Here is a 25,598-nt window from a genome sequence, read left to right as displayed (position 1 = left end):
GTTTATAAAACAGATAAATAGTTTTGAGAACTTCTTGATCAAATGGTCAAAAGGACTATATTAAATTTGCACGCTAATATAATTCAAATAAAGAGGATATACATGAAAGTATTTTTTAAAATAACAACTTTATTGTTAACACTAATAAGCTATCAATCACTTGCTGCATTTAATAATAACCCATCGAGTGTAGGCGCTGATAGTTCAGGGGCATACCGTAACCTCGCACAAGAAATGGGTAAAACAAACATACAACAAAAGGTGAATAGTACTTTTGACAATATGTTTGGCTATAACAATACACAACAACTTTACTACCCGTACACCGAAAACGGTGTTTATAAAGCACACTACATAAAAGCAATTAACCCTGACGAGGGTGATGATATAAGAACAGAAGGGCAATCGTGGGGAATGACCGCTGCTGTCATGCTTAATAAACAAGAAGAATTTGATAACCTATGGCGCTTTGCAAAAGCGTATCAAAAAAATCCAGACAACCACCCTGATGCTAAAAAACAAGGCGTTTACGCGTGGAAACTAAAGCTTAATCAAAACGGCTTTGTTTATAAAGTAGATGAAGGCCCCGCTCCGGATGGCGAAGAGTACTTTGCTTTTGCACTACTTAATGCCTCCGCTCGTTGGGGTAATTCGGGGGAGTTTAACTACTACAACGATGCAATTACCATGTTAAACACAATTAAAAATAAGCTGATGGAAAACCAAATAATCCGCTTTTCGCCTTATTTAGATAACTTAACAGACCCTTCTTACCATATACCTGCGTTTTACGACTACTTTGCTAATAACGTAACTAACCAAGCAGACAAAACTTACTGGCGACAAGTAGCCACAAAAAGTAGAACCTTACTCAAAAACCATTTTACAAAAGTAAGTGATAATCCGCATTGGAACTTACCTACATTTTTATCGCGCTTAGATGGCAGCCCTGTTATTGGCTACATTTTTAACGGCCAAGCAAACCCAGGTCAATGGTATGAATTTGATGCATGGCGCGTAATTATGAATGTGGGTTTAGACGCGCATTTAATGGGTGCTCAAGCGTGGCATAAAAATGCAGTTAATAAAGCACTTGGCTTTTTAAGTTATGCAAAAACAAACAACAGTAAAAACTGTTACGAGCAAGTGTATTCGTACGGTGGTGCGCAAAACAAAGGCTGTGCAGGCGAAGGTCAAAAAGCCGCGAATGCAGTAGCGTTACTTGCTTCAACAAATGCTGGGCAAGCAAATGAATTTTTTAACGAGTTTTGGTCTTTATCGCAACCAACAGGTAACTACCGTTACTACAATGGTTCGCTGTATATGTTAGCTATGCTGCATGTATCGGGCAATTTTAAGTTTTATAACAACACGTTTAATTAAAATAACGGTGCTTAAGTAGCAAAAACCTAAGTAGTAAAAGCTTAGGCAGCTAAACCTAGATAATAAAAACCGGTGTAACCAAGTTACACCGGTTTTTATGCTTAACTTTCTCTTTAATACGTTGCTTAACTAATTTAATTAATTAGCCAAACCAGCTATTTTTACATCAAGTGTAAATAACCCCTTAGCGGTAGTTATTAATAACGTTTTTCGGTTTTTACCACCAAAGGCAAGGTTGGTTACATTAGGGCCCAGTTCAATTTTATCGATAAATGCACCTTCTGGCGTATAAATATTAATAACGCCTTTTTTGTGGCTGCTAACGTAAATATTGCCAGCGGAGTCTACTTTTATGCCATCGGGCGAGGTTACTTTAATAAAGTCTTCGCGTGGTGAAATATCACCGTTTTCATCAATAGTGTATTTGCTTACGCGGTTGCTAAAGTCGCCAATATAAAGGGTATGCTGATCTGGGGATAGTGCAACACCGTTGGGCTTTTCAAGAGTGGCATCAATTAAACTAAGTACGCCTGTATCACTTAACTTATACACACCGGTATAAGGCATTTGTTGAGTGCGTTCGCCTATTTGCCAGTTAGGATCTGTAAAGTAAATATCGCCATTTCTGTGCATAGTCATATCGTTTGGCGAGCTAAAGCTTAGCCCATCAAACTTATTAACTATTACGGTATTGGTCTTGCTTTTTATATTAATTTTAGAAAGCGACTGCGTACTATGGTTAAGGTTATAAAGGTTGCCGCTTTTTGCATACAGGCCATTTGTACCACTGTGTTTTAAATAAGTGGTGAGGGTATTGGGCAGCACTAATTTATAAATGGTCGAATCAGGGCCAAGTGCTTGCGAGCTAGCAAAGTTCATTTCTGAAAAATAAAACGCATTGTCTTGGCTTGACCACGTTGGGCCTTCTAAAAATAATAAATTGTCACTAACAAGTGTGGGTTTTACGCCCTTTATTAATGGCGACTGCTCATTGCTTGGGTTGTTTACAGCGTTTAACAAAGGCGGGTTTTGAGGTTGTTGTGCCAGCGCTGCTTTATTAAAACAGAGCATTAATACAACTAAGCTTAGTATTTTTTTGTGTGTTTTTAGCATGGACGTTTACTCAGGTTTGTTTAATTTATAATTAATGGTCATTTTGACTATATCATTTATTTTTTTCGTTGTATGATATTTATCGAAAATAATAACGATTCAACGGAGCACACACATGCATAAAACACACACACTCAGCCTGCTTTTACTTGCAGGGTCATTAAGCGTAAGCGCTGCACAAAGCCAAGACCCAGCGCTTAAAAACACATTTGCAGACTCATTTAAAATGGGGGTTGCTGTAAACCAAGATATAGTGACAGGCAAAAACGCAGCCGCGCAGTCAATTATTGCTAAGCAATTTAATACAGTCACCCTAGAAAACGCCATGAAAGCAGAAGTAATTTACCCGCAGCAAGGTAAGATCGATTTTAGTGGTGCAGATGCGTTTATAGATTTTGCTAAGCAAAATAACATGTTTACCGTAGCCCACACCTTAGTGTGGCATAACCAAACGCCTGATTGGTTTTTTACAAATAGCAAAAATGAGCCAAATACCCCAGCAGAGCAATTAGAGCAAATGCGTAAACACATAGAGCTTGTAGCAGGGCGCTATAAAAACAAAGTAGATGCATGGGATGTAGTTAACGAAGTGATTGCTGATGATGGCTCTTATCGCCCAACTGTGTGGGTTAACCGCGTAGGCGATGGCGATACTATGGTAAAAGCCGCGTTTAAATACGCCCAGCAGTATTCACCTAATACAGAGCTTTACTACAACGACTTTAATGCATGGCGACCAGAAAAAAGAGACGGCATTATACGCATGATCAAAATGCTGCAAAAAGAAGGTATTCGAATCGATGGCATTGGCATACAGGCGCATTGGGGGCTTAACTTTCCTAAAATGCAATACATTGAACAAGCCATTGACGCATACGCCGCACTGGGTATAAAAGTGATGATCACCGAGCTTGATATAGACGTGCTGCCTTTAACAAAAGAAGGGCAAATTACCGGCACCGATATGATGAAACCACAGTTTCAGCTAGAAGAGTTTGAAACCTACCTCGACCCTTACAAAAATGGCTTGCCAAGCGACGTAGAGGCGCAACTAAACGCCCGTTATAAAGCCTTGTTTGAATTGTTTTATGCAAAGCGCGACAAGATAGACCGCGTAACCTTTTGGGGATTACACGATGGTATGTCGTGGAAAAACGACTACCCAATCCCAAACAGAACAAACTACCCATTACTATGGGATCGTAATTTAAACCCTAAGCCAGTTATTAAAACAATTGCTGATGTAGTTAAGTAAATCGCATTGTGTAGTCAAAGCCGAGTATTTTTAAATACTCGGCTTTTTTGTTTGCAAATTTTTATATGGAGGCAAATAAAAGTCATTTTACTAAGCGATGAGCTGGTAAACCTTGATCTTATCTAAGTAATACAAGCACAAGTATCACTTACACCTTCTATTTAATTATTTTTATCAGACTCAAATCAAACTCAAAGCATACTCAATATGAAACGGGTCAAATTTTAGCCTTGATCCTTATTGTTAATTAGACTATAACAGTGTTGGTTTTAGGTTAATTTTATGATTGCATATTCACACACACGATATAAAACAATAAATTTTAATTTAAACCTTAACTATAACTCAATGATTTTAAGTTTATATTTGTACCCTTGTACAAGGTGAATATTAACGTTTGAAGAGATATTAAAATAATAAATATAAATGACTGTTTGTTTTTCTAATTAGTTGTAGTCATATTGAATAATAGCTTTTGATGATGCAGTAGAAATACTCTTATCATATTTTATTCACTCAAATGGCTTTACTGCACCTAGTTTATAAACGACTCATTTATTGCTTTAGTCTAAGGAATAAAAAATGAATAAATCGATTTTTCGTAACACCGGATTAGTGACCTTAGTATCACTATTAATGGCGTGCGGGGGGGATAATAAAGATACACCGGTGCCTGAACCCATACAGGAAGTAGTAGCCCCTGATACTCCAGCGCCTGAAGCGCCAATAGCAGCTAAAATAGCAAATGGTGGGTTTGAAGAAGACACTACAGGGCAAACAACGCCCGTCGGAAATTGGGTATTTAGACCAGATCAAGAATCAAGCGCTACCTCTACTATAGAGATAATTGAATCGCAAGAAGGCGTTAGTACTTACAAAGGCACCAAAGCAGCTGAGGTTATTGTTAATACATTAGGTGACAACCCTTGGGGAATTGAAATAGCTTATGAAGACCTTCCTATCACCGGAGGTAAAAATTACGAGTTTAGTGTTTGGGCCAAAGGTGAAGAGGGAACCAGTGCCGATTTTTGGATTCAAACACCTGCGCCAGATTATGGTCAACTTAGCCTAGTAAAAGAAACACTCACAGGCGAGTGGCAAAAAATAACATTAACAGCCGCAACAGCCGAAGCTGACTCTTTAGTTAGGCTGGCAATTCACTTTTCAAAAGAAGAGAACATTAACAAGTCTATTTACCTAGACGAATTTTCAGGCTTTATTTTAGACGATGTACCAGCAGAAGAAATACCCGATGTTCAATACAGCGAAGTGACAGCACAAAGTTTAAAAGCATTAGCACCTAATTTTAATATTGGTGTAGCTGTTCCTGCGGGTGGATTTGGTAACAGCATAATAGACAGACCAGAGATTAAAACGATTATTGAACAGCACTTTAATCAGCTCTCTGCTGAAAACATTATGAAGCCTACCTATTTACAACCAACCCAAGGTGAATTTTTTTACGATGATTCTGATGAGCTAGTTAACTACGCCAAAGACAACTCACTCACGGTACATGGCCATGTTTTTGTTTGGCACTCGCAAATTGCACCTTGGATGCAAAGTTTTCAAGGTGATAAAAGCGCTTGGATAACCATGATGGAAAATCATATCACTCAAGTTGCCACTCATTTTGAAGAAGAAGGTGATAACGATACGGTAGTTAGCTGGGATGTAGTTAACGAAGCGTTTATGGAAAATGGTAAATACCGTGGTGAAAAAACCACAAACGACAGCGCTGACGAATCTGTGTGGTTTGAAAATATAGGTGCTGAATTTTTGTCGTTATCCTATAAAGCAGCAAGAGCGGCCGATCCTGATGCCGACTTATACTATAACGATTACAACCTGATTTGGAATGCAGATAAATTAGATGCTGTTATCAATATGGTTAACGACTTTCAAACCAATGGCGTGCCTATTGATGGTATAGGGTTTCAATCTCATATTTCACTTAACAGCCCTGATATTTCAACCATTCAGGCACATCTCCAAAAAGTGGTCGATATTCGCCCTAAAATCAAAGTAAAAATTACCGAGCTAGATGTTCGTATGAACAACGAAGGCGGCATTCCTCTAACTTACTTAACCAGTGAAAGAGCAGATGAACAAAAGCAGTACTACTACGATATTGTTAAAACATACCTAGAAACGGTACCTGAAGATCAACGCGGTGGCATTACTATTTGGGGCGTAATTGACGAGGATAGTTGGTTACAAAACTGGCCAGAGCCAACAACAGAATGGCCACTGTTATTTTTTAATGACTTTACTGCAAAGCCTGCCTTGCAAGGATTTGCTAATGCATTAAAAGAGCTAATTGAAGTAGCTGAACCAGCACCTTCATCAGAGCTGCTAACTAATGGCGACTTTGAAGCCGGACTTGATTCATGGCAAGCTCGTGGTAGTGCAAGCATAACTCTTGAAACAACCCAAGCTCATAGCGGTAATAATAGCGCTTTAGTACAAGGGCGAACTGAAACGTGGAATGGGTTACAAAAAGATGTAAAAGGCTTATTTACAGCAGATAAAACCTATAACGTATCTGCGTGGGTTAAGTTATCTGACGACAGCACTACTGTGTCGCCAGGAATAAAACTCACACTACAAATAGAGCACACTAGCACCGAGTACCTTGAGCTTACACCCGTTACTACCGTTAACGCGGGTGACTGGGTACAGCTTTCGGGCACTTACACACATTCAATTACAACGCAGGAAAGCGCCGCTTTACTTTATGTTGAGTCAAGTGAACTCACCGCTGACTTTTATGTGGATGATGTATCGGTAACCTTGGTTGAATAATAAACCTAACTAAAAGTAATTAACCCCGGATTAAATAGTCTGTATTTTTATACAGACTATTTTTTGCGTGTGTTCTAATTGTTTATACATGATGCAGCAGGGTAATCAGCATTACCTTTTGAGGTGGCTTAATAGCATGCCTTGATAAACGATTACCTAATACCAAACAAAGTGTCCAATACGATGGGATTGCGATTTAAATCCTCGGCTTTATTAGAACTATCACAAAAAGAAAAAAGAGAAGTTCCTCATGAGTTTATTGCATCAGAAAAAGAACGCGGAGTTTAAAGTTAATAACTAGCAATACGTTATAGTGTTTAGTACTAATATAGGAAATAGACTAGGATAAGTTGCTATCAATTAGTTATGAAATTGTCCTTTACTAATATTGTTATGTTCAAGGAGATTGCTTTTGGAACTTTGTGAAACATCAAAAGATTATGAACTACTTACCCAAAAGATATATAAATCTATATTGGAGTCAGAAGGTGTTGAGAACCTTGAAGTTAAGCATGATCAGAAAATTAAAGGTAAGTCAGGGGTAGAACATCAAATAGATGTTTTTTGGGAATATAAATATGCAGGCGTTAGTCATAAAGTACTTATAGAGTGTAAATATTATTCTAAACCAATATCACTAATCCATGCTCGAAACATGTTAGGGCTACTTAATGATATCGCAAATAGTCAGGGATTAATTGTTACCACACAGGGATTTCAATCTGGAGTAGTTGATTTCTGTAATCACTATGAGATAAGTCTAAAAAGAATCAGACCCCCGGAAGGCTCAGATTGGGATGGATGCATTCAGATTGTGGATATAAGCGGTGAGATTTATCAAAAACAATACTTACATTTAGCTGTTGCTTTTGATGCACGAGATCCTGAAACAAAGAAATTTTTTGAAGCTAATGAAATGGAAGTATCTTTCAATGTATATGATTCAACTATTGAAGATGGTGGTGAGGTATTATTTATTAGTGACTGGCTTGATAAAAATATTATTGATAATTTAATTGAGTGTAATGTTAAGAAAGAAGATGTAATTGAACCTACAGAAGCTCGAGTTATTTTTCCATCTGGAGAAAAATTAAAACTTCGTAATGTGAAAGTTTTATGGGAGTTAACAAAACAGGATTTATTTGTTTCTGTTGATGCTAAAGATTTCGTACATGCTGTTTTAGAGGATTTTAGTTCTGGTAAAGTTGAATATACATTAAGCAAATAACAACACTAAAATTTAGCATAAGAAGATATAGTTGAAATTTCTCACTTTGTTCAACGTTTAGTTAGTTTTAGAATTTATATACAGACAGGAGTTTAAAATTATATTCACCAAAGATCTTTTGACTTCATCATAACTAAATAATATATAGTAATAAGCACAAAACAGCCTGATCTAATATCAGGCTGTTTTTTTTCCTCTAAAAGCGAAGCGCCTCTTAACCTCTTTGTGCATAATTCACTTAGTCTATTTCACTAAAAAACTAAAAAACTCAAAAAGCCATTCAAAACTACTTAGCTTGATACCTCACTACCACAAACTTAAGTGGCACATCGCCGTTGTTATAAATGCCGTGTACGTCGTTAGGGGCTGCAAATAAAATATCTCCAGTATGCGCTGGCTGGCTTTTGCCATTAAGCGTCCACGTGCCAGAGCCCTCGAGAATCATTAGGTATTCTTCATCGGGATGCTGGTGGGCAGGATGTATTTCGTTATTAGGTTTAATAACCGCAACGCCCGTAATAGCACCTTTAGTAAGTGGTGTATCGCCATAAAAATAAGTATGAAAATCACCGCCTTCGTAGTGAGTAATGTGCGCGTCTTTTTGACTCACTATAGATGAGGTAAGTTGCTTGGGTTTATCTGCTGCGTTTACAGGCAATGCTATGGTGGCTGCGGCTGTAAGTAATACGCCGGTTACACAATGTTTAACTGTTAATTGATTCATGTTTGTTATCCTTATTATTTAGCGCTTAGGTTAATTAAATAAACCCAGTCGTTGTTTGGTGTGTTGGGTGGTGTTGCCAGTTGTGTACTCGTTGCGGTATTTACACAAAAGCGCTTGCCGTTTATATAGTTGTTAGTTCGTGGGTTAAACCAGTCGAGGGTGTAACACGCTTTTGGTAATGTGACCTGAGCTTGGCTTGCGTTACTAAAATAAAATAAGTAAAACGTTGAGTTATCACTTAACGCCCAGCCTGTTTTGGTAAGCTCTGGGGTGGGTGTAAGCTTTGTAAAAGGCACGTATTTTTGAAAAAACGCAACAGCGTTGGTCATCACTAAATAGTAATCTTTGTATGGCGTTAAATCTTGCTCTGTTAAGTCGCCGCCACCGCCTAAATAAAACTCAATACCTGCGCCACCTGCCATAAATGTGGCCCACACATTGCTTTTACGCCACGTATCTACATTGTTTGCATACTCATAAATATAGGCTTCGTCCATGGTGATCACCCACGGGTGAGGATTGTTTTGAGTAAGCTGGCGGTACTTTACAACATCGCCGTAAGTGGTGTTAGTTTTAAGTTCACCTTGTAAGCTTGCCCCTGTGTAGGCGGGGTAGCCCAAAATGTTGTCGTTTGGTTTATCGTAAATGTGGTAGTCGAGCGACGGGCCGTTATGTATCATAATATGCTCAGGGTAGTAGGTGAGTGATTGAAAGTAATCGGCAAATTGCTTTCTTTGTTTTGTGGTATTAGCTTTTTGTTGTTTATCGTCGCCGCTTGGATCTTGCCAGCCGTTTTCTTCGCCTATATTCCACGTGGTTGCTAAATGATAGCCAAAGCGGGCAAATAACTCGCGATAGTAAATTTTGCGACTAACAGCAAAGTCGTTTTTAAGCTGGCTTTCGTTCCATTCAAACAGTGATTCGTTTTCGGTTTCGCTCATTACAAAGTGAGTCATTATGCCTTTTTGCTGCATGTGGCTAAATACAATATCCCACTGAGCTAATTTAGATACATCGTAGCGTGTGGTTTGGGTTTTGCTAAGCCATGGCCAAACTTGGTCGCCATCGCCGTAGGCGTTCATGGTTAAAAAGTAATACGCGTTAATGTTAAGCGACGCTAAATAATTAATTAGCCCAATAATGCCTTTAGAAGATTGATGAATACTGTTATCAGTCTCTGTATTGATTGTTTGCCATGTAGGGTCGCTATTTTGCCAATGCTTTATGTGCGCTTGGTAGTTACGCTTTGTGGGAGTGGCATCAAACCCTGAAAAGCCAAGCAGCACTTCTGGACTGTTAGCACCTGCTTTTAAAAAGTACTCTTTTGAGCCATTAAACTGCAAATAAGGTTTATTAACGTATTCAAGCTTACCTTTGCTTTTAAAGTCTTTACTGCTGGATGACTTAGTGGCGGCGGTAACATTAAACTCGCCTGTTTGTTTATCAAAAAATCCGGCTGATTGCTCGTTTGTAACAGTATTTAATGGCATGCTTGCGATATTACTGCCTTTAACAAATGAGAGTGTATAGCGCCATTTGCCAAGTTCGTTGGGCGAAAACAAAACCTGCCATTTGTTGCCTGCTGTTGCATGTGTTTGAGCTGTGTTTGCATCGGCTGCATAATATCCAGGTACTGTATATTGCCTGTTAGTGGGGCTGGTAAATGTGGCGTCTAAGCGGTAGTCGGTAAAGGGGTTTGGCGTGGCAAGCTCGCTGGTGTGCGGGCCTTCAAGGGTTAAGCTTAATTTATGCCAAATGGGCACGTGAGTGCAGGTTTGCTCCGCGCGAATTAGGGCGCTGAATATAAATGAGGCGAAAAATACGCTAATTAACAGAAGCCGTTTTATTGTTATTTTTTTCATGTGTATCCTTGCTAATTTTGTTGCTAGTAAAGTGTGTGATTAAGGAATGTATGCTGTGTTATTTTTGTTCAGTCTATTTTAATAAAACGTTGTTGTCAAAAGGACTATATGGTGTTAAGTTTACGTTGCACACTAAAAAACACACAACAGGTACATCATGCATAAAAATAAACTTACGATTGCTATTTTATTAGGAATGTCGAGCCTTGCACTTGGCTGTAATGACTCAGCAGAGCAAAGTAAACCGACATTAAAATCGCAAAAAGCGCCGGAGCAATTAACGCTTAAAGCGCAATTTAAAGACCACTTTAAAATAGGTACAGCGATTAGCCGCGACCAAGTGTTAGGGGCTTTGCCTGAAGATTTAAACGTAGCTAAAGCGCAATTTAATACCTTTACCCCAGAAAACTCAATGAAGTGGGAGCGTATACACCCAGAGCTTGAAACCTATGATTTTGAAGCTGCTGATGCGTTAGTTGAGTACGCACAAGAGAACAACCAAGAGTTAGTTGGGCATACATTAGTTTGGCATTCGCAAACTCCTGACTGGGTTTTTGAAGACGACCAAGGCGAACCACTTACTCGTGACGCATTACTTAAGCGTATGCAAAACCATATTAATGCTGTTGCAGGGCGCTATAAAAACCGCATTTTTGCATGGGACGTGGTAAACGAAGCACTTAACGAAGACGGCACACTGCGTGAATCTAAATGGAGCACCATTATTGGTGACGACTTTATAGAATACGCGTTTAAATACGCTAAACAGGCAGCACCTAATGCCAAGTTATATTACAACGATTACAACTTGTATAAGCCAGAAAAAAGAGCCGGTGCAATTGCGCTTATTAAAAATTTGCAAAGCAAAGGTATTCAAATTGATGGTATTGGTATGCAAGCGCATTACTCGCTTGATAACCCAGAGCTTTCGTTAATGGAAGACTCTATTGTGGCATACGCAGCCACTGGCATTGATGTGATGATAACCGAGCTTGATATTTCGGTATTACCGTTCCCTGAAGGTGAAGAACAAGGGGCTGATATTTCGTTAGATATTGCGCTACAAGAGCGCTTTAATCCATACCCAGATGGTTTACCTAGTGAAGTAAACACCCAGTTAGGTGAGCGCTATAAAGCCGTGTTTAACATACTTAAAAAGCATGACGATAAAGTAAGCCGCGTTACATTTTGGGGAATAAGCGATGCACGCACTTGGCGAAACGATTGGCCAATGCAAGGGCGCACCGATTACCCATTATTAATTGACCGTGAGCTAAAACTTAAAAGCTTTGTAAGCGATTTATAATAGTAAAAAACATTTAACCTCCCGTAAAGGATCGCCTAATAGCGATCCTTTTTTGGTTTTAAGCGCTTAAAATAGCTATTTTTGATAGGTTTATTATTAAGATTTCAAGTTAGTTAAGCAGTAACTAATATGCGTTTGCAAAGGCACTTGTGGTGTTAAATAGCTAAATGGGAAGTGTGGGTTATTAGGGCTGTCGGGGAAAAATTGGGGTTCTAGGCATATACCGTCGTATGCATTAAACGGAGTTTTTAAATGCTGCCCTGTATAAACCTGAATGGCAGGGTAGTTAGAGAATACACTCAGCACTAGTTTTGTATCGGCGCTTGTAAGCTCAGCGTGTTGCTTATTGGTTTGCAGGTTAAGTACTTGCTCGGTTACAAAGTTATGATCGAGTTTATCGGCTTTATTAAGCACCCGCGCATTTGTGTAGTCAAAAGTGGTATTTGCTACAGGCGTTATTAAACCTGTGGGAATGGCGTTTGTATCTACGGGGGTATAATACGCGCCGGCCAGTTTTAATGCATGCCCTTGTGCGCTGTTATTAATGCCATTTAAATTAAAGTACGGGTGTGCTGTTGGCCCTGCAATGGTTTTTTTATTACTGGTAATTGTAAATTTAATATCAAGATTACTGTGGCTTTTACTGTTAGTGGTAAAGGTATACAGCACGTTAAATGTAGTTTTACCTGGGTAGCCGTTGTATCCATCGGGTAGGGTAATACTTAAACTTAATGCATTTTTGTGATGATAATCGAGCTGCCAAAACAAGTCGCTTAATGCTTTTTGGCCGCCGTGAAGTTGGTTTACTCCTTCGTTTTTATTGAGTGCATAGGCTTTATCATCAATGTTTATTTGGGCGTTACTTAGCCTGTTTGCATAAGGGCCGGCTATAGCGCCTAAGTAAAACGTGTCGTTTAAATAATCATTAATATTAGAATAACCAAGTATAATATTTCGTTTTTTATTATCAATATGGGTAACCCAGCTGGTAAGCCGGGCACCGTAGTTAATAATAGAAATAGTGTCGTTTACCTCATTACTTAGTGTGTATTGAATAAGTGAAGTTGTCATTGTGGTTACTCTTTTAATTGTTCGTTCTAGCTTTTTTAATTTCTTCTTTTACGATTGGGTACAGATCGTAAGTTGGGTAAAACTCAGTGCTGTAAGCTTTCCAACCATAACGTTCAATCGATAAGTTTACTTTTGGTAACAGCGCTGCCGGAAAGCGCAAAGTGACTACTTGCCCTATGCCCATCATTACTTTCCAAGATTCTACCGTTGCGCCCTCTGGCGGAAAATGTTTGTAAAAGTTAGCGTTATTGAGTATTTCTTTTATTTCAGAGAGGTTTTTTGATTGGTCGTGTTTTAAAAAAATCGTTAGCATTAGTTCATCATTTTGCTCGTCATTTGCCCATGCGTTAAAACTAGTACTCGCACTAAAAAGCATAATTAATAGTAAGTATTTCATAGTTCACCTTTGTTGGTTAATTGTAAAAATGCGCCGAGCTTTGGGAGGCTTAGCGCATTAATTGGATAAAGTTTGGATTATTTAGCGCATTACGCGTACTAAATATATTAAGCGTTGGCTTTAATTAACGCCTGCGCGGTGCTCACTACATTTTTGGTGGTAAAGCCAAAATGCTCTAATAACACGTTACCTGGCGCCGATTCACCAAAAGTGCTCATACCAATTACTTTGCCTTGTAAGCCTACATATTTTAGCCAGTAATCTTGGTGTGATGTTTCAATTGCAATACGGTTTGCTACCGAGTTTGGCAATACACTTTGCTTGTAATCGTCTGATTGTAGATCAAACAATGTGGTGCTTGGCATTGATACCACACGCACTGCAACACCTTGTGCTGTCAGCTCTTTTGCGGCTTGCATTGCTAAATCAACTTCAGAACCCGTTGCAATTAAAATAAGCTCAGGCGCTTTATTGCTTTCGCTAAGAATATAGCCGCCTTTTTCTATGTCGCTAATTTGCTGAGCGGTGCGTGGCTGGTGGTTGAGCCCTTGGCGACTAAAAATAAGCGCGGTAGGTTGCTGCTGATTTTGTATCGCGTTTTTCCACGATACTGCAGTTTCTACTGCGTCACACGGGCGCCATGTGACTAAGTTTGGGGTCATACGTAGGTTGGCTAGTTGCTCAATAGGTTGGTGAGTTGGACCGTCTTCACCTTGGCCTATAGAGTCGTGGGTATACACAAATATATTTTGAATACCCATAAGTGCCGACATTCTTACTGCGTTACGGGCATATTCCATAAACATTAAAAATGTAGCGCCGTAATTAATAAAGCCACTGTGCAGTGATATACCATTCATAATGCCGCTCATACCAAACTCGCGCACGCCATAAAACAGGTAATTACCGCTGGCGTCATCTGCGCTTATGCCTTTAGAGCCAGACCACAGCGTTAAGTTAGAACCGGCTAAATCGGCAGAGCCACCCAGTAACTCTGGTAAATGCGGGGCAAAGGCTTCAATGGTATTTTGCGAGGCTTTTCGGCTGGCAATGTTAGCGGCGTCTTTGTTGCACTGTGCAATGTAGTCGTTTGCAATAGCTTCAAAACTTTCAGGAAGGGTGCGTTTAATTACGCGACGTTCAAATTCTTTGGCAAGCCCAGGGTGGCTTTTGGTGTAGTCACTAAACAGTTGTTGCCATTGTTTTTGTTTTTTGTCACCGCTTTGTTTAGCGTCCCAATGGGCGTAAATATTATCACTGATACTAAATGCTTCATTTGGTAGGTTTAAAAATTTGCGCGCCGCAGTTATTTCGTCATCACCTAATGGCGAACCGTGGCAATCGTGCGAGCCTGATTTATTTGGCGAGCCAAAACCAATCACGGTTTTACAACAAAGTAGAGTAGGTTTATCGCTCACTTGTTTTGCTTGTGCAATGGCGCTGGCAATTTGTTCTGGGTCGTGGCCGTCTATATCTTTTATTACATGCCAGCCGTAAGCGTCAAAGCGTTTAGCGGTGTCGTCGGTAAACCAGCCCTCAACGTGTCCGTCGATAGATATGCCGTTATCGTCCCAAAAAGCAATAAGTTTACCCAGGCCTAATGTGCCTGCAAGCGAACATGCTTCGTGCGATATGCCTTCCATTAAACAGCCATCACCCATAAAACAGTAAGTGTAATGATCAACAATATCAAAACTCTCTTTGTTAAATTGTGCTGCTAGGGCTTTTTCGGCAATGGCCATACCTACGGCATTTGATAAACCTGCGCCAAGCGGGCCTGTTGTTGTTTCAACACCTGGGGTATAACCGTATTCAGGGTGTCCTGGGGTTTTTGAATGCATTTGTCTAAATTGTTTAAGCTCGCTTAGTGGTAGTTCGTACCCGCTTAAATGCAATAAAGAATAAATAAGCATAGATCCGTGACCGTTACTAAGTACAAAGCGGTCTCGGTTTGGCCAATTTGGATCGGTTGGATTGTGGTTTAAAAAATCGTTCCACAGTACTTCGGCTATATCGGCCATACCCATAGGTGCGCCCGGATGCCCTGAGTTTGCTTGCTGTACCGCATCCATACTGAGTGCACGAATGGCATTAGCAAAAGGCGCACGAGAAGAAGAAAGTTGAGTCATGTATTACCTCAAATAAAATTAAAAAAGCCCGCACGTTATGTAGCAGGCTTGAGGGAAATTAGTTTAGTAAGTCTTCAACCAATTTAGCCAAAATACGCTGATCTTTGGCAAAGTTACGAATACCTTCACCGAGCTTTTCGCTGGCCATTGGATCTTCGTTGTGCTGCCATAAAAATTGCTCGTGGGTGAGTGGGGTTATGTCACTTTGCGGTGCTTTGGCAATATTTGCAGCGTCAAGCTTAGTAACCAGAGTACCTTCTTGGCTTTGTAAATCATTGAGTAATGATGGCGAGATAGTCAGTAAATCGCAGCCAGCAAGTTCGATTATTTCTTCAGTGTTTCTAAAGCTTGCGCCCATTACCACGGTTTTATAATCGTACTTTTTGTAGTACTGATAAATACCTGTAACCGACTGCACACCAGGATCTTCGCTTGGAGTGTATTCTTTATTATCGCGGGCTTTGTACCAATCAAGAATACGCCCAACAAACGGAGATATAAGCGTTACATTAGCTTGTGCGCATGCAATGGCTTGAGCCATCGAAAAAAGTAGTGTTAAGTTACACTTAATACCTTCTTTTTCTAACTGTTCGGCGGCTTTAATGCCTTCCCATGTTGAAGCAAGTTTAATAAGTACGCGGTCTTTTGAAATACCCGCTTGCTCGTAAAGCGAAATAAGCTTACGCCCTTTGGCAATACTTGCTTTGGTGTCAAACGATAAACGCGCATCTACTTCGCTTGATATACGCCCAGGTATTACCTTTAGTATTTCACAGCCAAAGTTAACAATAAGTTGGTCGCAAATAGCGTCAACGTTGTTGCCAGCTTTGCTTATAGCATCACTAATTAAATGTTTATACTGAGGTAATTTTGCAGCTTGTAAAATTAACGAAGGGTTGGTTGTTGCATCAACCGGTTGTAGAGCTTTGATTGACTCTACATCGCCACTGTCGGCAACGACAGTGGTTACTTTTTTGAGTTGTTCTAACAAGTTCATAATGATGTACGCCTCGGCTTTATAACCGAGGCGATGTCCTTATACGTAGCGGTTAACAATATTCTCAAGCAGTTCTTGGCGACCAGAAACTTGCTTAGGATCGATGTTGTTCTCGTGTACTAAGGCTGAAAGGCTTTCAAGTGATTGCTCACCATTTAGAATGCTTTGACCTAGGTCTTCTTTCCAGCCTGCGTAACGTTTTTCAACAAAGTCAGACAGCTCGCCACCTTCAATCATTGCTGCTGCATTGAGTAATGCTTTAGCCATCGTATCCATACCGCCAATGTGACCAATGAATAAGTCATCGCGTTCACACGATTGACGACGAAGTTTAGTGTCAAAGTTAAAGCCGCCCGTTGTAAAGCCACCCATTTTTAAAATTTCGTAAACAACAAGTGTGCACTCAGCTACGTCGTTAGGAAATTGGTCTGTATCCCAACCGTTTTGCATGTCGCCACGGTTAGCGTCAATACTACCCATAATGCCTTCTGCGCAAGCAACTGCAATTTCGTGATGGAAACTATGACCCGCAAGTGTTGCGTGGTTTGCTTCAATGTTTACTTTAATTTCGTCTTGTAAGCCGTGCTTGTATAAAAAGCCTGCAACCGTTGCTGTATCGTAATCGTACTGGTGCTTAGTTGGCTCTTGTGGTTTTGGCTCAATTAATAATGTGCCTTTAAAACCAATTTTTTTCTTGTGCTCTACAACCATTTTCAAAAAGCGTGCGTACTGTTCGCTTTCTTGCGCAAGGTCTGTATTTAGTAGTGTGTCGTAACCTTCACGACCACCCCACAGTACGTAGTTTTCGCCGCCTAAACGATGCGTAATTTCCATTGCATGTTTAACTTGTGCTGCTGCATATGCATACGTATTAGGATTAGGGTTTGTTGCACCACCGGCACAAAAACGTTGATTCGAGAATAAGTTAGCAGTACCCCACAGTAGTTTTACACCTGTACGCTGCATTTCTTTTTCGAAAATGTTTGCTATGTGCGTTACGTTATCGTGGCTTTCTTGTAGTGTTTTGCCTTCAGGTGCAATATCAACATCATGAAAACAAAAGTAAGGAACGCCTAATTTTTCATAAAATTCAAAGGCTACTTTTACTTTTTGTTCAGCAAGTTCTAATTGGTTGCCCACAGGTTGGATCCAAGGACGGTCAAACGTACCTTCACCAAAAATATCAAACCCTGTAGAACAAAAGTTATGCCAGTAACAAGCTGCAAAACGAAGGTGCTCTTTCATTGTTTTGCCAAGCACTACTTGGTTTTCGTCGTAGTAACGAAATGCAAATGGGTTTTTAGAGTTTTCACCCTCAAATTTAATTTTTTCAACGTTTGTAAAAAATTGCTCGCTCATAATGTGCTCCATTAATTTTATAATAGTGTATTAAAAGTATGTTTTTACACTTTGATAAAGTGCTTTGTATGTTGTGTATTGCTGTGCGTAAAAGTCTTGCATGATTGGGTCTGGCTCAATGGTTTGCGTAATTTTGCCGTTAACACACACTTGTTGTGCAGAGAGTTGTGTTACTGCTATTCGGGCAAGTCTTGCAGCGCCAAATGCGGGACCAACTTCTGAGCCTTCTCGGTAAATTAGGGGGCGGTTAAGTACGCTTGCGATGATTTTTCCCCACAGTGGGCTTTTAGCGCCACCACCAATAACGGTTACATCGTCAATTTGTGCGCCGGCATCAAGCAGTACTTGTTGGCCATCGGCAAAGGCAAAAGCAACGCCCTCGAGTACTGCGCGGCCAAGGGCTGCTGCATCGGTATCACTGTCTAAACCAAAAAACACGCCTTTGGCATCGGGGTTATTATGCGGCGTACGTTCGCCAGTTAAATAAGGCAAAAATATCACTGAGCTTGGTTTGCTAAAGTCGCATTTACTTACTTGTTCAAGCAATGCACTTTCGTTTTCAAAACCAGTTAATTTAGTGACCCAGGTTAAACAGCTTGCTGCGCTTAACACCACTGACATTTGGTGCCAGGTGTTTTCAATGCAATGACAAAAAGTATGTACAGCTCCTTCTGGGTTAGGCAGGTATTTTTCGTTGGCAACAAAGTAAACGCCCGAAGTACCTAATGATAAAAACGCTTGTTTTGGCTTTACTACGCCAACACCGGCAGCGCCTGCGGCATTATCGCCACCGCCTGCAACAACAGGTACTTGCTCCATTCCCCATTTAGCAGCAACTTGGGCTGTTAATTTGCCTGTAATTTGTGTGCCTTCAAAAAGAGTAGGCATGTGTTGCTCTGTTAAGTCGCAAGCACTAAGCATTTTTTGCGACCATGCTCTTTTTTCTACGTCTAGCCATAATGTGCCTGCAGAGTCAGACATATCTGATGCAAAATCGCCGGTCATTAAAAAGCGTAGGTAGTCTTTTGGTAATAATACTTTGGCTACTTTTGCAAAATTTTCTGGCTCAAACTCTTTTAACCACACCAATTTAGGTGCAGTAAAACCAGGCATTGCTATGTTGCCGGTAATATTACGAGAATTTGGTTCGCGTTTTTCAAGCTCTACACATTGTGCAGCACTACGCCCGTCGTTCCATAAAATGGCTGGGCGAATAATATTATTGTTTTTATCAAGCAGCGTAGCGCCATGCATTTGCCCAGAAAGGCCCACAGCCTTTACCGATTTTAGTAATGCAGGGTGAGTATTTTTAAGATCCTCGATTGCACTACATGTAGCAAGCCACCAGTCTGTAGGGTTTTGCTCAGAAAAAAGTGGTGCTGGGCGTGAAACGCTTAAAGATCCACTTGCTTGAGCAAGCAATTGGTCTTGCTCGTCTAAAATAATTACTTTTACACCTGAAGTGCCTAAATCGATACCAAGGAACATAAATGTGATACTTAATGTTGTTTTAGTGTTAGCGCTAACATTAATGATTTGATATTGTTAAGTCAAGCTAGTTTTAAACTATGTTTAACAATTAATTTGCAAGTTTATTGCTTGGTTGTTGGAGTTCACTTAAATTTCTTTTTAAGATCATAAGGAAACACTATGAAAAAAATAAACTGGGGTATTGTTGGTTGTGGCCGAATTGCTGCACAATTTTGTGAAGACTTAGCACATACCAATAATGGTGTTGCGTACGCGGTTGCAGCAAGAAGTGGGGAAGATGCAAGCGCTTTTGCGAGCAAGTATGGCGCGGCAAATGCCTACGAAGGGTATCAAGCATTATTTGACGATAAAAACGTTGATGTAGTTTACATTGCGACCCCGCATAACTTTCACTTTAAAAATGCCAGTGATGCTATTAAAGCAGGCAAACATGTATTGTGCGAAAAGCCTATTACGGTCTCGGCTGAAGAGTGTAAGCAGTTGTCTTTACTGGCTAAACAGCATGACGTATTTTTAATGGAAGCCATGTGGACGTACTTTTTACCTGCAATACAAAAAGCAAAAAAATGGGTAGAGCAAGGGCGAATTGGTAATATTAAACATGTTAAAGCTGACTTTGGCTATCCTGTGCCTTTTAACCCCGACGGGCGCGAATACAACCCAGATTTAGCGGGCGGTTGTTTACTTGATATGGGAATTTATCCGCTTGCCATTGCCAATTACTTTTTAAATAACGACCTTGAAAACTTACACGTAAGAGCAAATATTCGCTACAAGGGCGTGGAAGACGATGTACTTATTACTGCTAATTGTGGCGATGTAATGGTGAGCTTAGCAACGTCATTTCAATGCCGGTTAGGGAATGGTGCGTATATTATTGGTGACAAAGGCTATATAAAAATACCCGATGCATTTAGGGCTTACGAGTGCTCTTTGTATGAGCTTGATGATTTAATTGAGCGTTTTGAAGATGGCAGGCAGTCACAAGGTTACAGTTTTGAAGCGCAAGAAGTAGGGCGCTTACTGAGCGAAAACAAACGAGAGAGTGACATTATGAGCCACTCTCAAAGTTTACTTTTACAATCGCAAATGGAGCGTATTAAAGCCCTGTTTTAAAATGGTTTTAAGAGAATTTTAAAAGAGCTTTAAATGAGTCTTAAGTGAGTTTTAAAAAGCTTTGGAATGGTTTTATATCAGCTTTAAATCAACTAATAAACTTAACTAGCGGCGATTTATTCGCCGCTAGGTTCGTCATAATTAAAAAATGAAAAATGAGCTTCTTTATTTTGTCCCGATAAGTCTTGGCACGCCATACCAATAAAAGCACCGGTAAAACACGGTCGATACCCTTGCGGTGATTGCTGCACGTAATCATCAGATAAAATGCTGCCATCGAGCACTGGGCCAAACTCTATCCAGCGGTTTTTTTCGGTGGCGTAGTAAAACTGCAGCTGAGCGCCATTAAAATCAGCTTTTAAGTAAACAGGCTTGTTTGTTTTAAGCAAAAGCGGTGCAACAGGCGTGCTTGTTTGGTATTTATCGCAGCTTATTACATTTAAATAACGTGGTGTGGTTTCATCGCCTACAGCGCCGCCGCTTATATGTAAATAGTAGTAATGAGCGGTGTTGTAATAACATACAAGCCCCGCCATTTGCTGAAAACTGCTCGGCACAAAATCAACGCATGTGCTGCTAACAGTATGATGAGCTTGTACACGCCTGGCAATAAAACTTTGCTGATGCAATGAGTTTAAAGACTCTTTTCCCACTAGGGTGAGCGATGATTTTTGGGTGTTCTTATACACCCAATTTTTGCACATAGGTATGCGCAATGACTGAAAATCAACAGTAAGCCCATCGTTACTAAAATCAATATGTGTTGAGGGTTGAGGCTGTGGATTTGGCGTTAAGCCCTCAACGGGTACGTGTATTCTCGGGGCTTTATTTGTGTGTTTTGCATAAGGCCAGCCATCGTCTTTCCAGGTTATTTGCTCAATCCCTGTTTCACGCCCTGTAATGCAGCGGCCACGCTCAGACAGTGGTCTTGATGTTAAAAATACCGTGTACCAATCACCGGTTTGTGTTTGAAAGAAATCTCCATGGCCACATTTTTGTAGCGCATTACTCGGCTCGTGGGCTGCTGTAATAACCGGGTTGTATGGGTGTACTTGGTAAGGGCCAAATACGTTTTTAGAGCGCGCAATACTAATGCAGTGTTCATACCCAGTGCCACCTTCAGCGGTAATTAAATAGTAGTAATCGCCGCGTTTTAAAATATGCGGGCCTTCAGTGCAACCAAGCTCTGTGCCTGCAAATATAGGTTTAACATCGCCTATTAACTTATTGGTTTTTAGGCAAAGCTCTTGCATTACTATGCCACCAAAGAGTGTGTTGTCGCGGTGATCAACCAGCATGTTTAGCAAATAACTTTTACCGTCATCATCGTGAAAAATAGACGGATCAAAACCGCTAGAATTTAAGTAAGTCGCTTGTGACCAGTTGCCGGTAATATCAGTGGTTGATACAAAATAATTTGGCGTGTCTTTCCATGGGCCATCAAAGCTTTTTACATTGGTATACACCAAATGAAAACGCCCATTGTTGTAGCTAAGTTGCGGTGCCCATACACCGCAAGAGTCGGGTACTCCTCGCATATCAAGTTGCTCTACGGTATTAAGCGCTTGACCTATAACTCGCCAATTAACTAAATCGGTAGAGTGGTGAATTTGTACACCGCCAAACCATTCAAAAGTTGAGGTGGCTATGTAGTAGTCGTTATTAACTCTGACAATGTTTGGGTCTGGGTTAAAGCCTCTTAGAATTGGGTTTTGCAGCATGCTCATAATATAGGCCTTTTTAAGTTTTTTATATTATTGGGTGTGAATACTATAAATTTGTTGTTAGCGCTAACATTTTCGGTGTAGTATAAGACTTTGTCAATAAGTAATCATTTAAAACGCGCTGTAAACAATATCAAGCTTTACAATTATGTATAATGAAAATTAAGAAAGTTAATTATAACAATCCACTGATTGTGAGTAGGTAATAACAGTAATGGCCGATCCTAAAAGAGCAAGAATACAAGATGTAGCCGAGCAGGCTGGTGTATCAATGATGACAGTTTCGCGCGTGCTCAACCAAGACAAAAAAGTAAGCGACAAAACCCGCGAAAAAGTAATGGCGGTTGTTGAGCAGTTAAATTACAGACCAAATGTGTCGGCTAGGCGCCTTGCTAGCACTAAGTCATTCTTTTTAGGACTTTTGTACGATAACCCAAGTGACTCTTACATAAGCCAGTTTTTATTGGCTGCGCTTAAAAAATGCCGCGCATTGGGCTACCACCTTGTTGTTGACGAAGCGCATAGCGATATTGACAAAACAATTGAATCGGTAAAGCAACTTATTGATGTTACACAGGTTGATGGCATGATTTTACTGCCTCCTATGTGCGACAACGAACAGGTTTTAGATGTGCTTACTAAAGCACAAGTACCATTTGTAAGAATAACGCCAGATACAAAATTAAATCGATCCCCTTATATATGCATGGACGATTACCAAGCAGCGTTTGATGTTACAGAGCATTTAATAAATCAAGGGCATAGCAAAATTGCACATATTATTGGCGACACCAAACAAGGTGTAAGCCGTTTGCGTTACCAAGGTTATTTAGATGCGCTGCGCTCTAATAAAATAATAACACCACCTGAGTATATAGAGCAGGGCAGTTTTACTTATCAATCGGGCATGGAAGCGGCAATAAAATTACTTTCGCTTGATGATAAACCAACGGCTATTTTTGCAGCTAACGATGATATGGCAGCCGCTGTAATCTCAATAGCTCAAAAACAAGGTATTAATATTCCAAGCGAACTGTCGGTTGTCGGCTTTGATGACACGCAACTTGCAACCATAGTGTGGCCAAATATTTCTACGGTAAAACAGCCCATTAATGAAATGGCTGAGCTTGCTATTACTTTACTTGCATCGGGACAGTATAACGATTTGAGCAATGTAAAAAGTTTAGACTTAAGACATATTTTAGATTTTGAATTAATAGAAAGAGAATCAAGCTCAACCAATAAAAACAACTAAATAAGCACACCCTTTTGAGCTTCAAAATCTATATAAAATAACAACAACACACAATATGGATACTTATGAACGAGAAAGAAAATGTACTTTTAATAGTATTGGTTTGCTTTGTTGCGACCATTGGCGGTTTTTTATTTGGTTTTGACAGCGGTGTAATTAACGGCACGGTTGATGGACTCCAAACAGCGTTTGGCTCCAGTAGTGCGGGTACGGGATTTAACGTATCGAGCATGCTAATTGGTTGTGCAATTGGTGCGTTTTGCGCAGGTCGATTGGCTGATAAATTTGGACGTCGTCCAATTTTACTTTTTGCTGCAGCCTTATTTATTATAAGTGCTTGGGGTTCGGGTCTGTCAGTCACATCGTTTGAATTTGTGATTTATCGAATTTTAGGCGGCTTAGCGGTAGGGGCTGCATCGGTTATGACCCCAGCTTATATTAGCGAAATTGCCCCCGCACGATACAGAGGAACGCTCTCTACACTGCAACAAGTGGCTATAATTTTTGGTTTGTTTAGCGCATTTGTAAGTAACTACTTTTTAGCAAATACGGCTGGCGGTTCTACGGCGTTATTTTGGCTCGACTTTGAAACATGGCGTTGGATGTTTTAGGTTGAATTATTACCTGCATGCTTGTTTTTAAGTGCTTTATTTTTTATCCCCGAAAGCCCTCGATACTTAATTATGGCTGGTAAAAAAGGCGCTGCTGCACGTGTTTTATCGTCATTATATGGCGATGAAACTGCCGCTCTTAAATTAAATGAAATAGCAGAGTCGCTTGCTGGCGATAAACACCAACCTAAATTATCTGATCTTATTGATAAACCTAAAAAACGTTTACGCCCCATTGTTTGGATAGGAATTGGCTTAGCTACATTTCAGCAATTAGTCGGTATTAACGTTGTTTTTTACTACGGCGCGGTACTTTGGCAAGCAGCTGGTTTTACTGAGTCTGATGCGTTACTCATTAATATAATAAGCGGTTTTGTAAGTATTTTAGCGGTGTTTATTACCATGTATTTTATAGACAAAATTGGCAGAAAACCTTTTTTGTTAACCGGTTCAATTGGTATGACAGTGACGCTTTCGGTTATTGTTTATGCCTTTTTAAACGCAGATATTGGCTCAACAGGTAACTTAGAATTAGGAGAACAGGGCATGGTTGCTTTAATAGCCGCTAATGCGTATGTGTTCTTTTTTAACCTATCGTGGGGCCCTGTAATGTGGGTTATGTTAGGCGAAATGTTCCCTAACCAAATTCGCGGTTCAGGCCTTGCAATTACCGGCTTTGCCCAGTGGATAGCTAACTTTTTAATTACCTGGTCATTCCCTGTAATGCTCACCGGTATTGGTTTAGCTGGAGCTTATGGTTTTTACGCATTTTGCGCGTTTGTTTCAGTTATATTTGTATTTAAGTTTTTTCACGAAACCAAAGGCAAAGAGCTTGAACAAATGAAAGGGTAAATATTACCCCTTTAATAAGCGCCAAAACTATAGCGATAGTTTTGGCGTTTGTTTTATTAATTCCAAGTACCAAAATATAATTGAAAATCATCTTCCCAATTTTAATTACACAAAAAGTAGAGGTTAGGCTAACATCTGCATTTATTTTTGCTGTGAGACTTTTAATCATAATACAACCATAATAACTTGGTTGTTTGGTTTTACTAATCATCGGTATTATCAAAATGATGTTACTTACAGGTCTGTATAGAGCAGTGTTATTATACCGTTCAGTATTAGCATCATCATCAAGTTATTCGAATGCTGGCCTTTATAGCTAACCTTTGGCTGCTAAGCAGCTAATTTTCTGCTACTCGGCTTTACATAGCTACCTTATAAAATTAGTTTAAAAATGTTCTTCAATAAACTTTTTATTTAGTCGTGGGTTTGCAATCTTAAGCGCTTTAAACCGGCGCACAAATGAAACATACCTTTATAAAAACAGCGCTCCCATACCATGCTCTTGGTAAAGCTTTAGAGTGATTGTTTGTCTCGGTTTAGCTTGCTTAGTGATGCTGTTGAGTTGATTAAATATAAACTAAATGCAGATTAAGGTGAATTAGGCTAATTGCACCTAATCAAGGCAATTATACTTATTATAATGCTCATATTATTGAAGTTATATCGCCGCGTACAACTAATTAGTGAATTTGTGCCTTGTGTGGGCACAGATGTCTAAACAAGTCACAAAAGCAGTTTATGGAATAGAGGTCATAGAATATTTCATGAAATGACACTGAAAATATTAGGTTAGTGGTCACCTGATTTGAAATTTTTGGTTTGGAATTTGTGATTTGATGTTTGTGAATTAGTAAGGGTAGGGGTCTAATTTTGAGGAAGATTAAAGAGCTAAAAAAGTGGTTTGGGCGCTTGGGCACAAA

17 protein-coding genes and 1 pseudogene are annotated in these 25,598 nt (G+C 39.9%); 8 read left to right on the top strand and 10 right to left on the bottom strand.

The annotated features are described in order from the left end of the window. The first annotated feature begins 102 nt into the window (after positions 1-102). On the top strand, positions 103-1,383 hold the full coding sequence (locus I6E80_RS14110; RefSeq protein ID WP_197185803.1) for a glycosyl hydrolase family 8: 1,281 nt from the start codon (positions 103-105) through the stop codon (positions 1,381-1,383). A 138-nt stretch (positions 1,384-1,521) separates the two neighbouring features. Here I6E80_RS14110 and I6E80_RS14105 read toward each other — a convergent pair whose 3' ends face one another. After that, positions 1,522-2,496, bottom strand: coding sequence for an SMP-30/gluconolactonase/LRE family protein (locus I6E80_RS14105; protein WP_197185802.1), 975 nt, complete (start codon positions 2,494-2,496; stop codon positions 1,522-1,524). A gap of 115 nt (positions 2,497-2,611) precedes the next feature. On the opposite strand from I6E80_RS14105, the gene I6E80_RS14100 reads away from it, so the two are divergent. The 3 genes from I6E80_RS14100 (at position 2,612) to I6E80_RS14090 (ending at position 7,784) form a co-directional block, all read left to right on the top strand. Continuing rightward, positions 2,612-3,751 (top strand): endo-1,4-beta-xylanase, encoded by a 1,140-nt coding sequence (locus tag I6E80_RS14100; RefSeq protein ID WP_197185801.1) that lies wholly within the window; start codon positions 2,612-2,614, stop codon positions 3,749-3,751. 582 nt (positions 3,752-4,333) lie between these two features. Further along, the gene (locus tag I6E80_RS14095; RefSeq protein WP_197185800.1) at positions 4,334-6,556 is read left to right on the top strand and encodes an endo-1,4-beta-xylanase; all 2,223 of its coding nucleotides are present in this window, start codon (positions 4,334-4,336) and stop codon (positions 6,554-6,556) included. A 412-nt stretch (positions 6,557-6,968) separates the two neighbouring features. Continuing rightward, on the top strand, positions 6,969-7,784 hold the full coding sequence (locus I6E80_RS14090) for a restriction endonuclease (protein WP_197185799.1): 816 nt from the start codon (positions 6,969-6,971) through the stop codon (positions 7,782-7,784). A gap of 286 nt (positions 7,785-8,070) precedes the next feature. Here I6E80_RS14090 and I6E80_RS14085 read toward each other — a convergent pair whose 3' ends face one another. Both I6E80_RS14085 and I6E80_RS14080 read right to left on the bottom strand, forming a co-directional pair. Then, entirely contained in the window at positions 8,071-8,508 is a 438-nt protein-coding gene (locus I6E80_RS14085) for a cupin domain-containing protein (RefSeq protein WP_197185798.1), read from the bottom strand. A gap of 14 nt (positions 8,509-8,522) precedes the next feature. Next, positions 8,523-10,370 carry a DUF5060 domain-containing protein gene (locus I6E80_RS14080; RefSeq protein ID WP_197185797.1) on the bottom strand — a complete coding sequence of 616 codons (1,848 nt, stop codon included), beginning with the start codon at positions 10,368-10,370 and terminating at the stop codon, positions 8,523-8,525. 157 nt (positions 10,371-10,527) lie between these two features. Between I6E80_RS14080 and I6E80_RS14075 the strand changes: the two genes are divergently transcribed. After that, positions 10,528-11,676, top strand: a complete 1,149-nt coding sequence (locus I6E80_RS14075; protein WP_197185796.1) for an endo-1,4-beta-xylanase — start codon at positions 10,528-10,530, stop codon at positions 11,674-11,676. Between the two features lie 96 nt (positions 11,677-11,772). On the opposite strand, the gene I6E80_RS14070 is transcribed toward I6E80_RS14075, so the two are convergent. The 6 genes from I6E80_RS14070 to xylB all read right to left on the bottom strand — a co-directional run bounded on the left by I6E80_RS14070 (position 11,773) and on the right by xylB (position 19,117). Further along, positions 11,773-12,747, bottom strand: a complete 975-nt coding sequence (locus tag I6E80_RS14070) for an aldose epimerase family protein (protein WP_197185795.1) — start codon at positions 12,745-12,747, stop codon at positions 11,773-11,775. A gap of 13 nt (positions 12,748-12,760) precedes the next feature. After that, positions 12,761-13,144, bottom strand: coding sequence for a hypothetical protein (locus I6E80_RS14065; protein WP_024593043.1), 384 nt, complete (start codon positions 13,142-13,144; stop codon positions 12,761-12,763). A 107-nt stretch (positions 13,145-13,251) separates the two neighbouring features. Beyond that, a complete protein-coding gene (tkt, locus tag I6E80_RS14060; protein ID WP_197185794.1) occupies positions 13,252-15,273 on the bottom strand; it encodes a transketolase in 2,022 nt (673 codons plus the stop codon). 58 nt (positions 15,274-15,331) lie between these two features. Next, positions 15,332-16,270 (bottom strand): transaldolase, encoded by a 939-nt coding sequence (gene tal, locus I6E80_RS14055; protein ID WP_197185793.1) that lies wholly within the window; start codon positions 16,268-16,270, stop codon positions 15,332-15,334. Between the two features lie 39 nt (positions 16,271-16,309). Next, complete coding sequence (xylA, locus tag I6E80_RS14050) at positions 16,310-17,629, bottom strand: xylose isomerase (protein ID WP_197185792.1); 1,320 nt, start codon at positions 17,627-17,629, stop codon at positions 16,310-16,312. Positions 17,630-17,659: 30 nt separating this feature from the next. Next, the gene (gene xylB / locus I6E80_RS14045) at positions 17,660-19,117 is read right to left on the bottom strand and encodes a xylulokinase (protein ID WP_197185791.1); all 1,458 of its coding nucleotides are present in this window, start codon (positions 19,115-19,117) and stop codon (positions 17,660-17,662) included. A 162-nt stretch (positions 19,118-19,279) separates the two neighbouring features. On the opposite strand from xylB, the gene I6E80_RS14040 reads away from it, so the two are divergent. After that, complete coding sequence (locus I6E80_RS14040) at positions 19,280-20,236, top strand: Gfo/Idh/MocA family protein (protein WP_197185790.1); 957 nt, start codon at positions 19,280-19,282, stop codon at positions 20,234-20,236. A 116-nt stretch (positions 20,237-20,352) separates the two neighbouring features. Here the strand turns inward: I6E80_RS14040 and I6E80_RS14035 are convergent, their stop codons facing one another. Next, entirely contained in the window at positions 20,353-21,963 is a 1,611-nt protein-coding gene (locus I6E80_RS14035) for a glycoside hydrolase family 43 protein (RefSeq protein WP_197185789.1), read from the bottom strand. 211 nt (positions 21,964-22,174) lie between these two features. On the opposite strand from I6E80_RS14035, the gene I6E80_RS14030 reads away from it, so the two are divergent. Then, complete coding sequence (locus I6E80_RS14030; RefSeq protein WP_101163905.1) at positions 22,175-23,215, top strand: LacI family DNA-binding transcriptional regulator; 1,041 nt, start codon at positions 22,175-22,177, stop codon at positions 23,213-23,215. Between the two features lie 65 nt (positions 23,216-23,280). Further along, a pseudogene (locus tag I6E80_RS14025) lies at positions 23,281-24,678 on the top strand (sugar porter family MFS transporter). The last annotated feature ends 920 nt before the right edge of the window (positions 24,679-25,598 follow it).

This window comes from Pseudoalteromonas sp. NSLLW218 (assembly GCF_015864775.1).
Taxonomy (GTDB): domain Bacteria; phylum Pseudomonadota; class Gammaproteobacteria; order Enterobacterales; family Alteromonadaceae; genus Pseudoalteromonas.
The sequence above is the reverse complement of the archived record's forward strand: the minus strand, read 5'-3'. Positions and strand labels throughout refer to the sequence as shown.